Source organism: Clostridium sp. DFI.1.208 (genome assembly GCF_024463855.1).
In the GTDB taxonomy this organism is placed as follows: Bacteria; Bacillota_I; Bacilli_A; order Erysipelotrichales; family Erysipelotrichaceae; genus Clostridium_AQ.
The window spans coordinates 14,526-33,079 of record NZ_JANGCA010000040.1; the positions used below are offsets into that span (position 1 = coordinate 14,526).

Annotated in this window: 4 protein-coding genes; all 4 read left to right on the forward strand. The window is 42.5% G+C overall.

Annotated elements, in window-relative coordinates; translation table 11 throughout:
- Positions 1-77: 77 nt before the first annotated feature.
- Positions 78-605 carry a putative immunity protein gene (locus NE665_RS17395; RefSeq protein ID WP_117442636.1) on the forward strand — a complete coding sequence of 176 codons (528 nt, stop codon included), beginning with the start codon at positions 78-80 and terminating at the stop codon, positions 603-605.
- An 833-nt stretch (positions 606-1,438) separates the two neighbouring features.
- A complete protein-coding gene (locus NE665_RS17400) occupies positions 1,439-2,494 on the forward strand; it encodes a site-specific integrase (RefSeq protein ID WP_117442637.1) in 1,056 nt (351 codons plus the stop codon).
- 458 nt (positions 2,495-2,952) lie between these two features.
- On the forward strand, positions 2,953-18,042 hold the full coding sequence (locus tag NE665_RS17405) for a hypothetical protein (protein WP_178759984.1): 15,090 nt from the start codon (positions 2,953-2,955) through the stop codon (positions 18,040-18,042).
- Positions 18,043-18,090: 48 nt separating this feature from the next.
- Complete coding sequence (locus tag NE665_RS17410) at positions 18,091-18,435, forward strand: hypothetical protein (protein ID WP_117442640.1); 345 nt, start codon at positions 18,091-18,093, stop codon at positions 18,433-18,435.
- Positions 18,436-18,554 lie beyond the last annotated feature (119 nt).

Genomic DNA, 18,554 nt, shown 5'->3' on the forward strand with positions numbered 1-18,554 from the left:
CTGTATCCGCTTTTTTAAATTGACATGGATAGCTTTCCTCGCTACAATATGTTTCGTAATTGCAAAGGAGAACAAAAATGGCAAAACCAAGGAAGATGCTGGGGGATGCTGCATCACCTCAATGTCAAAGGCTGATGCGTTTGATTGAAACGCAGAGTAAACGTACATTGGCGTTATGGGCACTTCAGCTTGCTGAAAAGAGATATCTGCCAATTTATACAGCAGCATATCCAAAGGATGTACGCGCTGTGGATGCCATCCGCATTTGCAAAGCGTGTGCCAGAGACAGTGGTTCTGTGAAAGAAATAAAACCGCTGGTGAAGGAGCTGACACAGCTTGCCCGTGATGGATATGCTGAACCAGCTGTAGTTTGTGCTGTGCGTGCGATAGCGACGGCGTGCAATGTTTTACAGACTCCGACCAATGCACTTGGCTTCCTGTTTTATGGTGCAGCGGCCGTGGCGTATACTGCGGTTGGACTGACACAATCCCGGGAAGTATATGCACATCTGGCTGAAGAGGAATTCGAGCTGGCGCTTGCCGCCTTACAGGAAGCGGCCATTGCAGATGAACAGCATCCTGTGAAGGTGAACTGGAATTGCTGAGACTTATGGCAGTGGAACATACTGGTTTATGAGCTGTGTGAGAATACATAGGATGAGATTCCTTGAACATGCAGCAGTCTTCACGATAAAGGATATTCTTCTGCTTCACATCGCGAAACCTATGTATATAGTGATTGAGAGCTGGCAGTAATAGATTTTGAATACCCCGATATGATCAAAGTCCTTTGAAATCTTCTATACAGTATGAAAACTGCTGTTTCAGCACATGTTTAACATGCATATAGGCGTTGCAAAGGATGTGGAGCAGCAAGAAACCCAATTTCTGTAAAGCAAATTTATAGGAATACGGGGAAGTAAAAGATTTCTGTAATAAATTATGAAATAACAGGTGACATAGGAGCATCTGTTTTTTTTATTTAGGCACAGAATCATTATTTTATAGCTGATTTCTCTAAAACATAACAAAAAAAGTCACAAAACTGAAATTTGTCCCCTAAAAAAGGGTACAAATTCGTTAAGAATAATGCTTGAAATAAGCTTATAATTATAGTAGATGATAACTTCGCTGACTGATAGCATAAGTAGATCATCTAGAAATTTGCTTAGGATCCTGCGAGTAAAAACGAAGGGAAATCCTAAAAAAATAAAATCTTACAGTTACTTACTGTAAGACTTTCCAACTACCTTTACACCTCATATTATAGAGATATTATAAAAAATGTAAAGGGATTTCATGGTAATTTCTAGAAAAAACCTTATTTTTGATATTATTTTTACAATTTGTTCTATTACGTCGTTAAAAATGATATATATATGAAATTTGTTTGTTAGTTGGACAGACACTTTTCGTCACGGAAAAGAGGTTAAAACTTATGCAGACACTATTACATTCACAGCAGATTTGTACGAATCCATTCCTGCTGAATATCAACATAGAGAATCCGAAGACTTTGAATGACTGGCTATCAATATATCTTGATGATATTTCCAAAGAGATCACTATAAATACCTTTAATAATTACAATAGCTATATTTTCAGACATATCGTACCTGTACTCGGTGAGTACAGACTGACTGAGCTTACTGCCCCGATAATCAAAAAATATATTTTAGATAAGCTTTCAAATGGAAGAATCAGAATCACAGGGGAAGAAAAAGGACTTAGTACAAAGACTGTAAAAGAACATTTTACATTATTAAAGAAAGCACTGGATAAAGCGGTGGAGGAAGGAGAAATGTATTACAATCCCTGCCACAGTATCAGCTTCCCGAAGCAGATCAAGCCGGAGGTACACGCTTTGGAGCAGGAGGAGCAGGAAAAGCTGGAAAGTCATATCCATGCGCACTTTGAACCAAATTCAAATTTAACCGCAAAGGTTGCCTTATATGCAGGCTTAAGAAATGGTGAAGTATGTGCGTTACAGATTAAAGATATCGATTCCAAAAACAGCATGATATCCGTATCTAAAACATTATACAGAACGAAAACAGCATCAGGGAAAACAGAGATCATAGTAAGTAAGACCAAAAACAAAAGACAGCGGTTTGTGCCGATCACAAAGAGCTTGATGGACGACCTAAAGACATATATCGCCACGATGCCTGAGGAAATGAGAAACAATCCGGAGCAGTATGTATTTACCAATCAAAGAGGAAACCCACTGGAACCGAAACGATTATTATGTCACTTTAAAAAGCTATTAAAGGAAGCGGGATTGCAGGATATCAAATTCCATAATCTGCGGCATACCTTTGCGACACGATGTCTGGAATGTGGGATTGATATGAAAATAGTTTCCAAGGTTCTAGGACATTCAACGATTCAGATTACTGCAGACCTATATACGCATGTCACAAACCGGGCAATGCAAAATGCAATGTCAAAGCTGATAAAAGAAAACTGGAACAATGCCTATCAGAAGCTCTGATTCAGCATAATCTCAGTGTGTAGGTCTTACAGTAAGTAACTGTAAGACGATTATAGCAGAAGAAGAATGAAAATACCAGCAAAAAGATTTTGGGGGTCAAAAGAATCATATAGCGAATGGGAGGATAGCAATAAAGTTATTCTTTTTCTTGTTCTGATTACCGCCGAATAAAAAGAAATGAAATGGTAGGTGAAAGGGAAAATGCTTTGTTTGATCAGAGTGAATTCATTTTTTGATATGCTGCAAACAAAATTTTTTTTAAACGATGCATCACACGAGATTCTTATATGGGGAATAAGAAAATCACAGGTCCAGATGATACAAATTTTTATGAACCTCAATCGTATCATCAATAAATATATCATCAGTAAATATGTAAAGCGGGAGAACAAGCCCGGATAGGGACAATTGTAAGTTTAAATGATTTTAAACATATAGAATATGGAGGAAAAGGAGAAATGAAACGAAAACATAAAATAGGCATAGCTGCTGGTGTGATCTCATTGTCGATGGTTACAGCCATGGCTACAGGTTTAATAAATACGGGCAATTTGTTTGCGGAAGATCCAAAATCTATTCCATCATCTGTTCAATTTCAGCCAGGAGATATGGTGAATATTGGAGGAAAGCAGTTTACTGTTTTAAATGACAATCAATTGTTAGCATATGACAATGCAGCAGATAATATTTATTTTGATGAAGTACCAGATATTTTAAGAAGTTGGGAAGAAAGTATCAAATCAACCGGTGATTCTGCCTATCTTAGCGGTAATGCTGAGCTTTCTGACGCAGTGGATATAACAGATGTTCCTAATTTAGGAAATGGTACGAATTCATGGACAGGAACAGCAGGGACTGTAGATGGTACTATTCAGGAAGGCTTTCAGCAGGTTCTTGGTCCAGATGGAAAGATAGCAAAGCAAACACTAGAATGGTCTACACTTAATGGAGAGATTTGTGTAGGAGAAGAAGTAAGCACGGACTGGTTAACTTCTGATATACGAATGGGAGAAGGTGTTGGAGACGAATATCAATACGGCTGGGTACAGATACAAAGAAATTATAATGGGGCACCTTACTATACTGCTTATAAAACGATGAATTATGTTAGGTACCAGGATGAGACATGGGATGAAGCGATTGAAAGGCAATTAAGGGCATTACCTTGTGGTAATAGTGGTAAGGGGTGTTGGGAAAACGCAAAGCCAGGTATTGATAAACCAGCAGGTCCTCCAGTGACGGGGACACTAGGAATATATGTTTGGGGATCGCATGGACCGCTAAACCCATATGGGGACCTCGTTCCCGCAGGACCCTGTGGAACGGAAGAAAAGAAACAGCAGGCAGCGGTACGTCCAGTGATATCTGCTGACTTGTCTTCGATTACATATGTGAAAAATTCAAGTGGAACACCGGTAAATGCTGATCCGCAAACTGAAGCGGTAAATCTGGTTATGCATGACAGCAGTATTGACTTTACAATGAATGCAAGCCAGTCTAAAAAAATTGAAGCAATTTCCGGTGATACCATCAAATTGAATTATGAATCCGCAACTACAGGAGAAAATCACAGTATCAAACTGATTGTAAAGGACGAAAGCGGGAAAATCATAAGATATGCAGCATTGGAAGATTTAAGTTCTGGAGCAAGCGGTGAAGTCAGTATCAATACGGGAGCTGACGGACTGAATCTGGAGCTTGGAAGCTATACATTTATGCTGGTTAATGAACAGGATAATAGTGCTGTTTCCGATTTGTCGGATCATTCCTCTGCTCCGGTTGAAATACCTGTGGAGCTGCAGCATAATCTGACAGCCGCAGATATCATGGAATCAGGAAATAAAGTAGAGGGTAGTGACTTCTATAATGAAGGCGGTGTTTCCTTTGCTATCAAGGATACAGCAGAAAACGGAAACATCAGCAGCAGCTTTCCCTATATTCGTGTAGGAACCCTGGAAGAATTGAATGATACTACAAATCCAATACCTTTCGCTTCTTCTGTTGTTAAGTATACAAATGATGGCGTATATGAGCGCGTGAGCAGTGAAGATACAGCGACTTATCCGGATGGCTATGACTACAGCGGCTGTCTATATGTGCAACTTGCAGACAGCTCTGATGGAAGTGGCAATACGACAATTAAGGTCCCAATTGATTCTGTAAAAATCGATACGATGAAGCCATATTTTCCAACAGGGAAGAATGGGGAAGATAAGGCAATCACAACAGAGAATATCAAGGAGGCTACAGCAGCTAAAACATCATTCTTTGATGCTGTATTTTCAGATCAGCCATCCGCTGATCTGGATGAAGAATTTGCCGGAGAACATACGAAAATCATACCGCATGCAAAGGATTATGCCGCTACTATGTATGAAGGGGGGAAACTAAAAGCAGACGCCACTTCATTAAAGGGAGGCATTGAAAAATATGAGTTATCAGCTCGAGCATTGAAACCAGATGGGACCGTTGATGAAGCAAAAGCAGCGATCACACAAACAATTCAGACGAATGAAGAAAAATTCAAGGATGTAGAGCCTTATTTTGAATTGAAGGGAAAGGATGCATACTGGATTCAGATTACTGCATATGATCGTGCCGGAAGAACAATAAGTGCAGAAGAAAAGCTATACATGGATTCTACAATACCTGGTAAGCCTGTTTTAAAGGCAGAATTGCAGAATGACGATAAAACGGAATATCCTGGAGGTGTCATCGAAAATGAGCAGGGGGAGAAAATAGCCAATTGGAGCAATCAGGATATTAGTATCACGCTGTCATTAAGCGAAGAAGATGAGAAAGAACTGAAAAGTGGAATAGATCGCTGGGAATATATTACATCAGAAGAAATCAAAGCCTGGGTGGATGATGGGCATAAGGCTGAGGATATCACATGGAAGAGTCTTGGTAAGAAGACAGAAGCTGATGGCTCAGAATCGAAGGAAGCTCAATCTGTCTTCACAACGGACAGTAATAAGGTCAGTGAGACAGGCGAATATCATTTCCGTGCGGTGTCCCGTGCAAATATTAAGGGCACTGAAGCAGTTTTCAACATAAAAAAGGATAAGACGACTCCTGAATTAAACGTGAAAGCGATTGATGTCGCAACAAAGAGCGACTATCAGGAAAATATGAGTGCTGAGAAGGGAATCATTTTCACTGTTACGCCTGTTGGTACTATTCCAGCCAGCGGTGTATCCTATTATTATCGCGGTGTACCCTCAAATTGGTCATCTGCTGCACGTGCAGCAGATGAAATTCCAAGTGATGAGGAGATTCCATGGATCAAAATCAGTAAAAATGATAAAGACGAATATAGTTTTATGATTGCTGATGATTTTGAAGGTACGTATTACTTCAAGGCTGTCAGTGGAGCTAATGTGACAACGAAGGCTGTCGATGTAAAAAAAGTTAAGGCGGATGTCGGTGTCGAGCAGCCAAAGACACCAATTACAGTGAGTGCCGTTATGAGTGAAGACGGAACTGCATACAATGGCAAATGGACAAATAAGGACATCACGGTCACGATTAGCGGTGGGCTGGATGGCAGTGATACACCCGCGTATTATGAATATGCAGATTCTCCTACTTCTACAAGCTGGAAAAAAATCTCAGCTGTAGACGGTGTATTCCAATTTCAAATCCTTGGGGAACAAACCATTGATAAAGCTTATTACTTTCGTGTAATCAAAAATGGGGATGATGATGAAATACCGTATTCTACCACAAAAAATGGATTGCGAATCCGACATGATCAAGTCGTCCCGATGATAAAAACGGTAACACTGTCTCCGCAATCACCGGATGTCGCAACTTCATATGTTACCTTGAAGGTGAATTGTATTGAGAAAAGTGCAGAGGAAGCGGCGAATGCATCACCGATTGCAGCCTACAGTGTAGATGGTGGAGCAACATGGATAACGGCAAATAGCAAGAATCCGAATACCTTCGTATATGAGTTTAATGAAAATATAGCAGGAATAGAGGTGCAGGTAAAGGATGAAGCCGGTAATATCACAAGCTATGATGAAATATTGGCAATCGACAATATCGATAAGACTGGTCCTTCTGCCCCTGAATTCGCAAACATAGATGAATTTAAAAACGGTGTTTGGAAAAATGCAGCACAGGATGTCACGATATCCTTCACTCCAGCAGATACTGGAGCAAAGGAACATATTCAGTATCATATTCAGAAGCTGGTAGGGGATACCTATGTGGAGTATGAACCGGTTAGTGACAGTACAGGTGGGGATCTTACGTGGATAAATGCTCCGATTGATCAGGCTGTTGAAAATGTTGCATTGGATAAGGAAGGCACTTACCGAATCATTGCAAGAACAATTGACAGTATGAAGCGTGTGAGTGCAGAATCTATGACGACGGATATCATTCGTATCGATATGACGGCGCCAACCCTTACAGATATCACACAGGTAGAGGATAAATGGGCTGCGGCTGCTACAAATTTTTTGAGTATGCTCACTGGAGAGACATTCTTTAAAGATCATATTACGTACACATTCAGTGGAACGGATAATGCTGGAGGAAGTGGACTTCAGAAATATCAATATCAGATGGCTTCTGCAGATACAGCTTTACCTGCAGATGATAAATGGATTGACGCATATAAAGGTGAAGTCAATATCGAAGAGGATTTTAGCGGTAAATTATTTGCAAGAAGTGTAGATTATGCAGGAAATGTATCAGATGTAAAGGTCTATGATGGCATCCATGTCGATGCAACTCTACCTGTTCTTACAATAACACCAACTGATCTGTCTGCCAATTGGACAAATAAAGATAGTATCACAATCAGTGCCAGTGATGCAGGAAGCGGAATTAAAGATAACAAGGTCAGCTATACAACGACCTATGCAGGAACAGAAGCATTTGCTGATGATAGTCTGACATTGGATGCTAACGGGAAAGCAGTACTTAACAATCTTCCGGATGGAGAATACAGTATTACCTTCACAGTCAATGATAATAGCTTACACGAGGAATCTGTCGTATATCCGGTGCGTATTGATAAAGAGCTTCCGGATATCGCGATCATTGATCCCAATAAGGATACCATAGTAAGTGAAAAGGAAGTAACGATTGAGGTTCAGAATACACAAGCAGGGCAAAAAGAACTGAACGTCACCTTGAATGGTAAAGAGGTAAGTGGCTTGACACTTTCCAGTAAAGCTCCTGAGGTTCTCAGCGGAGACCATATCAAGGTCTATACGATTAAAATAAATGAAAACGGACGTTTAGAAACTGAGGTCATCGGGAATACGATACGAGATGGAGTGAATGTAAGTGCAATAGCTGCATCCGATATCACAAATGTATACAGTGTGACACCGGTATTGAAGCTGGAAGCATTTGTCGGCAGAGATGAGAACGCTGACCGTTATGTATCCGGGGAATGGACAACAGAGCATGTGGAGGTGGTCTTGAGCAATACAGAGAGCGGTGTGAAAACAAGTGATCTGACATTCCAATATCAATGCTATGACAGAGAGGGCAATGAGATTACGCATGGCTGGACAAATATCGAAGATACGGAAACCTCAACAAAGGCAGGAAGGTTTTCAGTTTATGGAAATGGTGTCTACGAGTATCGCTTCCGTGCTGTCATGATTGATCCGGATGATCCTGCACGACCTCCACTTCTGGAAAGTGATGTCGAGACAATTGTTATTGCACAGGATACTAAACGTCCTGCTGCGCCAACATTGGAAATCGCAAATGCGGATGATTATACACAGACGAAATGGTATGATGCAGCAAAACTGATGGAAATCAATTTTACTGCAAATACAGATGGCCTTGGGCAATGGGTGGAATATATCGATAGCAGCGATAAGTCACCTAAATGGACGAAAGCAAAGCTGAATACGACAAGTGGAAAATATGAAATCCGAATAAAGGGCGATAAACAGCACGTTATTCGTATCCGAAGCAACGATGCGTATGATCGAACAAGTGTAGAAAGCATAGCTTATGTAAATATCGATACCTCAACACCGGAATTTGATGTGAAAAAGAAGTTTACAAGTTCAAATGCAATTTTGACATTAGTGACGACAGATGCAGATGACAAATCTACAATTGGTATCAGCGGAGTGTATGATGCGACAATACAAAAGAAAACGGATGGTGTACTTGTACCAGATACGCTGCAGCATTTCTATGGTGGTAAAGCAACCATAACGAAGGATTCTTACGGTAACGGAACCTATGAGGTTGTGTTGACTACAAATTCTGGAAAGACAGTTAAAAAGGATATCGAAGTAAATGGTATCAACCTACCAAAGCCGGTCATCAGTGTCAATGCAGCAGCTATTGCTGTAGATGACACCGAAGTACCTTATACGAGTGGGACCTGGACAACAGAATCTAAGGTACGGTTGGATGTTGAAGTGAAGAATCCGACAACGGCAGGAGCAGTTACCAATGAGTATCAGGAAGACGGTGACAGTACATGGACAGCGTTTGCAAACGATGGAACAGATCAGAGTATGCTGGTCAGCGGAGCCGGTAAACATACCATTAACATAAGATCTACCAATGCCAGTGGTGCAGTATCCGATGTTTACAGTTTTAAAGTATGGATTGATACTGCATGGAATAACGATTTTACGATACAAAATGAAGCAGATTTTTCAACTGTAGATACACCATGGTATAACAAAACACAAACGGTACGTGCGACCTTTACAAAAGATGTGGATGGCTGCAAGGAATGGATCGAATACAGTGAGGATGGTCTGACATGGACGCATAACAGTAAGAATACCTATGAGGTGAACACGACTGGAAAACATGAAATTTTTGCTCGTAAAAATGATGAAATAGGAAGTGGCAATTCCGATATAGGAAAGCCGCTCCATGTATATATCGATAAAGAGACAATTAAGGACTTTAAAATAAAGATTGATAAGAATAGTTATGCTTCTTTCCTTAGCACCATTACATTCGGTGTTTATCAAAATGAAGTGAAGGACGCAACTATCACTGGAGATTTTGGCATTTCCGGTGCGGACAAAGTATATATACAGATTGTTTCAGATCCTGCTGATTATGTAAATACATATGCAGCTGATGCGGGTGAAGCAGGCTGGCAGGAATATACAGCACCAATACAGCTGGAGAATAATTTCAAGGGCTTTGTTTATGCAAAGGCAAAAGATAAGGCAGGGAATACCTCCAATATTATTCGTACTGATGGTATTGTCATTGATACAGTAGGACCAACGGTTGAAATAAATAACAAGGATGGTGCATGGATTACTGAGGATTTCGTGGATATTACAGTAAGTGATTTTGCTGATGCTGCAGCATCTATTGTAGGAAATGCTTCCGGGATCACAAGCATCGATTATGAAACGAATGAAGCGGAACCTGTAGAAGGAAGTATAGATATTGAAGAGAATCATGCTGTTATCAGCGGCTTACATGATGGGGAATATGATTTGCAGGTCATTGCAAGGGATAAGGCAGGAAATGAAACTCGTGAAATAAAACCGGTAAAGCTGGATCGAATAAAACCAGGCATTGCTATCACCGGGTATAATGAGCTGAGCTTTACCAGCGTTAATAAACTGAAGCTGATACCAAGTGTAGGAGTCAGCGGTATTCAATCTGTCATGGTAAAAGCAGAACTGAAGGATGGATCCGCGATCGCTGAAACAGAAATCTCAGGACCGGAATATACCTATACAGCTTCAAAAAATGGTACATATACCTTTCTATTGACGAATAATGCAGGGGTTACAGTAGAAGAGACACTTGAAATCGATAACATCACAGACAGTCTTGATGATATCATGGGTCTTGATGTGAAAACTACCAATCTGAAGGGCGAGGAGATTGATTATCTGCATGCGGAAGAACTTGCGGATACTGCTGCAGAACCAAACTGGAGTGCGCACGATGTTATTTTTATAGCGCATGGAGCGACAAAATTCAAAGCTTCTATAGATAATGGAAAATATACAGATTTCAGTGCAGCTGGAACCTTTACTGTTAAAAATGAAGGCATTCATACCGTTAGAATAAAGAACGATGCAGATACAACAACAAGAACCTTTATAGTGAAAATTGATAAATATGAAGTAAAGGATGTAAAAATCAAAGACAGCCATAAATATACGGCTACTGAATGGTATAACAATCAACGTGTCATTCAGGCTTCCTTTGTACCAGATGATACAACAGGTATCGATGAGTGGCTGGAATACTATGATCCAAGTGATAATGAGTGGAAAAAGGGCGACAGTGTAATCCTGAATGTCGATGGCAGCCATACTGTGCGTTTCCGTGGTAATGACGAGTTGAATCGTCCGACAGCGGAACAAACTGCGATCGTCAACCTGGATATGACAGCGCCAACAGATATGAAGATCAAGATCGAAAAGAGCCTGCATAAAGAATTCATCAACTATTTCTTCCCGAATACGTATGATGAAACAGTAGAAGTAACCCTTCATGCAAATGGAGATATCTCCGGCATTGAAAAGATTCAGTATCAGCTGATCAATGAAGAAGCAGGAGAGACATTCAATCCATTGATTGGCTGGAACACCTATGATAGCAGTTTTACAATCTCTGATGGATTTAAGGGGAAAATCTATGCGAGAGCTACTGATAAAGCAGGAAACCAAACCATCAATGTAGTGACAGAGGACGGTATCATCGTTGATACGAAAGAACCTGTTATCGCATTCCAGGAAAGCTATCCTATGACAGCCTGGAGCAGTGAAAATTCAGTAAAAGCAACCATCACACCGACCTTATCCGGACTTCAGAGTGCATGGTATACGATCACAAAGAACGGTATCGTTACGAAATATGATATCGATCTGAAGGATATCGATGCATCGAACAATATCACGTTGGAGAATCTGCCAAATGGTAAATACGATATCGAAGTCTTTGCGAAGAACAAAGCAGGAAAGATCGGCTCCGGCAAGTTTGAAGACGCTATGTTTGAGAACAGAGCGCCACTTCTGAAAGTGGATGCTGAGCTTGAAAAGAAAGTGTCCAGCATACCGGTCAGCATAGATGTCGATATGAGCAGTCTGTACACGACACTTGAAAGCCTGACATGGCAGACAAGTGGAACATCTGCACAGGATATCCTGACCGATAAGAAATTCACGATCAACAGCAATGGTGTCTACAAGATCGTCGCAACGACATCATCCGGTGTCACTGCGGAAAAGACACTCGTCGTTACGAATATCACGAACGTCAGCAGTGTGATTGGAATCAACGCATACTTCAGTGAAGAACCTACCAAGGAATATCTTGGTGGAAACACATGGAGTTCTAAGGATGTTACGATCGAAGTCAGAGATACGACAGGCAAGGTTCCGGTCGATGATCTGATGATGCAGATGAAGGTAACCAATGTGAAGGATGGCAGTCTGGTATCCGATTGGACAGCCATGGAAGCCGATAAGAATGATGCGGCACTCTATAAGACGGTGGCATCCGATGAAGGCAGCTATCTGTATGAATTCAGAGGAAGCTATGAAGGTGTTTCAGGCTCTACAGCAGCACTTCGGGTAAATATCGACCGTTCCGCGCCAAAGAAACCATTGTATACAGAAGATACCTTGAAAAAGTATGACAATGATGCATGGCACAGTGAATACGATGCAGAATTGGAAGCTTTGATCGATGCGACCGATGGCTGTGATGAATGGCTGGAATACAATATAGACGGCGCAACTGATTATGATGGCAACCTATTATGGATACCGACCAAGAATCAAAAAACAGACACGATCAAAGTCGTAGATGATAAAGATCATATCGTGCAGATCAGAACGACAGACCGTCTGGAAAGACATTCCGAGGTCAATGAGATCCATGTCAAACTGGACAGCACAAGACCGACAAACTTCTATATCAAGGAAGGCGAAAACCTGTATCAGGATTTCTTAGACAAGCTGACAGGTGGAAACTTCTATCAGAAGAGCAGAACCGTTGAGATCGGCGGTGACTTCAAGATTGCTGGCGTCGATAAGATCGAATACCAGATCGTGAAGAAGGAATCTGATTTCGATGCAACGAAAGGCTGGGAAAAATTGAAGATCGCAGATGGTGCTGAATCTAGCACGATCACCTTACTGCCGGGAACCAAGGGTATCATCTATGCCCGTGGTGTCGACAAGGCAGGAAATGAAACGGGAATCATCCGTACCGACCTGATCACGATCGACAACAGCCGTGCAGATCTTATCGTACCGGATGATGCAACAGCATGGACCGATGTCACAACGATGAAGATCAAAGTGAAGGATGATGAGTCCGGACTGAGAAGTGTGACCTATAACAGTGAAGACCCTGCACAAAGTGGCGAAGTGATATTGTCTGATACCGTAGATGCTGATGGATATCGCGAAGGAACGATCACGAATCTGAAAGACGGACAATATCTAGTGGATGTCGTCGCAACCAATGGCGCAGGCGAACCAATCACCAGAAAGGTCCGTGTCATGATCGATACCGTAACACCAGGTTTGAAAGTAGAAGGAGAATCCTCGAAACCGCAGACAAGTACGACATTGGATCTGATTCCAGTCGTAGGAGGAAGTGGATTGGATGAGATCCAGCAGCTGAAGAAGAATGATGATGACACCTTTACGGTGATACGACATATCAAAGCAGTGGATGGACAGGATAAATATCCGGAAACGTTTATAGAAAACGGAACGTATTATTATCAGGTAGTCAATGGTGCAGGCACTGTTTCCACACCAGTAACAGAGATCACGATCAGCAATATCAAATCTGACAAGCCGGTCATCGTCTTCCGTAGCGATAACGGATACGATTCTAAGACATGGAGCGGAAGACCGGTTACGCTGGAAGTCAATACGAATACCAATGCGAAGCTGTATTATCGAAAGAAAGGCGATGCAGCTTATATAGACGCAGACCACGTATATTATCAGAATCTGAAATTCGATAAGACTGGCATCTATACCTATGAATTCAAATCTGTATTTGAAGGCGTAGGTGGTGCAGCAGATATCGAAACGGTGGAAGAATATAGCGTGAAGGTCGATCTGGAAGCGCCAAAGAAGCCATCGATCGAGAATTTGAGTGATTATGATCAGTGGTTCAGATTGGACAAAAAAGATCCGGCAAATCCAAAAGGCAAGATCGTGACATTGATCCGTGATACCAGTGATTATGTCAATGGCGGAGATATCACGAAGTATGGGGATGGAAGCAAGGAAACCGTCTATTATCATATCGACGGAGATGATGATGCAAGTGGAAATCCAAACTGGATCGAATTAGATGGCGACAGTGTTGAGATCAAGAAGGTAGGAGATAACATCGTGACCTTCAAGATCGTCGATGAAGTCAAGGGGCATGAAACACTGAGTGATCCATTGCATGTCAAGATCTATGAAGAGAATCCAACGATCACATTGAGCAGTACGACAAAACCTGTGAAGACCATGAATCTGGGTATCAAAATAGATGGACCACTAGCGAAAGAAGATCAGATCAAAAAACTGACGGTGGAAAGAGTCGGCAGTGATGTCGATGAGATCGAACTGGAACAGGATAGTATGAAGTACAATTATCCGATCAGTAAGAACGGAACCTATATCATTCGAGTTGAAATGGAATTCGGTGGAAAAGCAGAAGAGACGTTGCCGGTAACCAACATCATCGAAGAGGATCCAATCCTGACTGTAACAGCAAGCGATGCAGCAACAGGTACCGCTTATAAGTTTGGAGAATGGGCAAAAGCGGATGTCAAATTGAAAGTAGCAGACACCAAGGCTGATCCAAATCTGAAGATAGAATTCAGAAATAAAGTCAAAGGTGGAACGTATAGTCTTTGGCAGGACTATACAGGCGAAATCAATATCGACACAACTGGAACGCATATCTATCAGTTTAAGACCGTAATCACAAAGGGTAGTGATACCTATGAAACCGTGATGGATGAAACCTTTGCTGTGAAAGTCGATAAGGAAGAACCGGGCGATGTAACGATCAACGAATTTGCGACATACAAGAATCCAAACAAATGGGTCAGCGATTCTGTAAATATCACAACGAAATTTGATCCAGATCTGAATGGTGCTGATGAATGGGTAGAATACACCATGGATGGCGGTACGACATGGACGAAGAAAAACAGTGTATTTATCACAGATGAAGGAATACATACCATTACGTTTAGATCTGCGGATGAACTCGGGCGTACACACAGTGTGACGAACGATACCGTCTATGTCAATATCGATAAGACATCTGCAGGAACCCTGAGCATGAAGATCGGCAGTGATGCGGCAGTAACAGGAAAACCAAACAATATCACCTTCGATCACTTCTATAAATCAAGCGATACAGTGGCTCTGGAATTTACAGACAGCAAAGGGAACAAGGTCACAGATGGAACGATCTATTATCAGTTTGCGGATAACCGTAACGGCATGGTAGATGATGCGAAAGTATGGAAGACATACGATCCAGCTCATCCATTTAAATTGACAAAAGATTTCAGAGGAAGCATCTATGCTTATGCAGTGAATAAATCCGGAAAGGCAACGGATGTGATCCGTTCCAATGGTATCACTGTGGATGATACCGCACCGGAGATCAAGCAACCGACTGCAGATATGACAACATGGAGCAAGTCCTCCAAGCTGCCGGTCGAGATCACCGATGGACTATCCGGTATCGATCCGGCTACCGTGAAGTATCAGAAGTATGATGCTTCGGGAAATTCAGTCGGATCCAAGACAGTGATCAGTCTGATCGACGGCAAAGGAACGATCGACCTGAGTGATGGTGAATATGACATCGAGATAGAAGCAAGCGACAAGGCAGGAAATTCCGCAACACCTGTCCGTGTAAAGGTCATGATCGATGCCGCACAGGCAAGCTTTACGACAAGCTATGCACTGGATGGAAGTAATGCGTTTGCAACGATCAGCGCAACCGTGACTTCTACACCGCTTTCCGGAATCCAGGGAATCTATATCCGTGGCAACGGAAGCAGCTGGCAGCTGATGGATACCAAATCACCGGCATCATTCAAGGTATACAAGAATGGTGCATATGATGTGAAGGTAGTCAATGGTGCAGGAAAAGATAGTACGATCCAGCATGTAAATGTGACAGGCATCGTCAATGATCTGCCAGACTACACGATCAAGACGACCGATGGCTTTACATTCGGAGACTTCTGGTATAAGGAATTGACGATCTGGGTAGATGCGCCGGATGCGGATGAGATCTACTACAGCACCAATGGCAAAGATGGTCCTTGGAAGATTTATAAGGACAAGATCGAAATCCTGGAGACAAGTGCTTATCAATTCACTTTCAAAATCGTGAAAGACGGCAATGAGCTGATCACCTTGCCTTATGATACAAGAGTCATAAGAAAACAGGCAGATGGTTCCGGAACGCCTTCTGTAATCACACATAGAAATGTAAGGAATTATATGCGCAGTGTGTTTACCGCATTCAGTGATGAATCAGAAACAAAATGGCTGAACACAAGCAGTCGTATCAAATTCCCAATCAGTTCCTCCACAGCACCTGGGTTGAAAGCAGGAACCTATGTTCAGATCCTGGAAGCTGACGAGAATGGAAACGGAATCGGATATGATGAAAACAACTTCACACTGGTGGATGACGATGATCCATTCTATACATTCCATCAGGAAGGAAAATACGTTGTCTATCAGTACTATGCTTACTATAAAGAAGGCGAGGAGGATCGACCATCCAAACCGGATGCGGACAAGATCACGAAATCCTACTTCAATATCGATGGGACAGCACCGGATTCTTTGAAGCTGACAGCTGAAGTCGATGGAAGCAGTACGATATTGAATAACCTGACCGGCGGCTTATTCTTTAAAGAGCCGATCGTGATCATACCACAGGGAAGCGATTCCCTGTCCGGTATCGATCATTACGAATTCCAGAGCGTTGCATGTAGTGGTGAGGAGTGCGACACAGCCACACCAAAGGACAACAAATGGAAGACAGCAGAAACGTTCACGGTTCCACAGGACTTTGAAGGATATGTCTATGTAAGAGCAGCCGATGCAGCGGAGCCGGCAAACTATCTGGAGAAATCTGTCCAGCTCGCAGTAAAAGATGATACGACGACCTATAAGATCCTGGAGGATATCAGTGACTGGACGAACACCAGAGATCTGAATATCGAAGTCACACCTTCTACTACAGGACTACAGGAATTGAACTATAAGGTCTTTGCGGAGGATAAGGAAGAGGACGCATCCAGAATCAATATTCCGGCAACCGATACAGAAAATAAGCTGTTCACGATTCATGATATCCCGGAGGGAGTCTATAACCTGAAGGTGATCCCGGTAGAGAATGGGGGAACCTCTATCAATCGTGGAGCACATTCTCTGAAGGTAGACAGAACAAAGCCTGTCGTACAGGTAAAACTGGAACAGAGCAATCAGGACACAGCTGCGAAGCTGATGAACACATTGACACTGAACAGCTTCTATCAGCCAGGACTGATGGTCAGTGCATCCGCAACCGACTTGGCGGGAGCTTTACAAATAGATCCTCAGGAATTGAAAATCGAATACAGTCTGCATGGGGCAGCCTGGAAGGACTACACGTCACCTTTGACCTTTGATGATGAGGAAGTCATCAGCGTATCCTTCCGTGCCATTGATCCGGCTGGAAATATTAGTGAAGTAGTGACACAGGATGGTATTGCAGTAGACGCAACAGCACCGAGCTTTGAGGGGGCAGGAAACAATATGACCTATTGGCTTCCTAGAACGGTAAGTGTCAAAGATGGCATGAGTGGTGTAGATACTGTGAAGTTGAACGATCAAAGTGTAGGCTCCAGAGTGCTTGTGAAGGACTATGGCACATCCAGAATCGAAGCGAAGGACCGCTCCGGTAATGAAAGTGCGATCGCATTCACGATCAAAGGGTTGGATGGAATCAAGGATGAGGATATCACCAATGATCTGATCGATGCGATTGAGAAGGAATTCGAGGAACAGAAGCCGGGCTATGACAAAGATCTGGCAGATAAGATCCAGCAACAGATCGATGATCTGAAGAACAGAAATCAAGACCCATCCGATCCGGGAAACAATGGACAGGGGAACAATGACGGGTCCAATCAGAAGCCTGATGATGGAAACGGTAATGGAAACAGCAGTTCCGGGGATGGAACTAACGGGGGAGGCTCTGCACAGACACCGGGAACCGATGGAAGTAACGGTGGCAGCGGCTCCGGTAATGGAGCTGACGGCACTGGCACAGGAACGAAGGGTTCCGGTACGGGCAGCGGAAATTCCAATGGAAGCAGTAATGGCACATCCATGAGCAGCGGACAGGGAACGAGCGTCATGAGTGGAAACACGAGGACTCCGGTTGCATCGGGAACTGTGAAAACAGGAGATGGAAGCAGTATCTTCGCCCTACTCATGCTTGGCGTGCTGTCCTTATTACTGGCAGGAGCTGTCAAGCTGAAACAAAGACTCAATGCATTACATAACAGATAGGAAGCACAGCCATGTGCTTTCCTGTCTATCGATAAGGAGAATGACGAAATGAAGAAAAAAGTGAAAAACAGAGGAAAGCGGAAGATCACAGGCATCCTACTGAGTGTGCTGTTTACCCTGATCGTACCGATCGGCTTCGTATTCCTTATGGGCATGCTGTCAGAAAGCTTTCCGGTATTGTATTTCTATACCAAGCAGATATTCCTTGCATTCGTGGCACTTGTGATCATCGGCATCGGCATGATCATCTATCAGATCTATCGGTATGTGAAAGGCGATAAGATCGATCCGAAGGAGGAAGAAAGAAGAGCACGCAGAGAGCGAAGAGAACAGCGCAGAGCAGGCGAATTATCAGATAGTACCATGAAGCACGGACAGATCGTTTCAGAATAAACGAAACGATGCTGTTTCATACAGGAGGTTGTTTTCCTGTATGATCGTAGATATGAGGAAACCTCTTCATATCTATGCTCATATGAGAAAAAGGTCTGACATATGAAAAAGGATTGGAA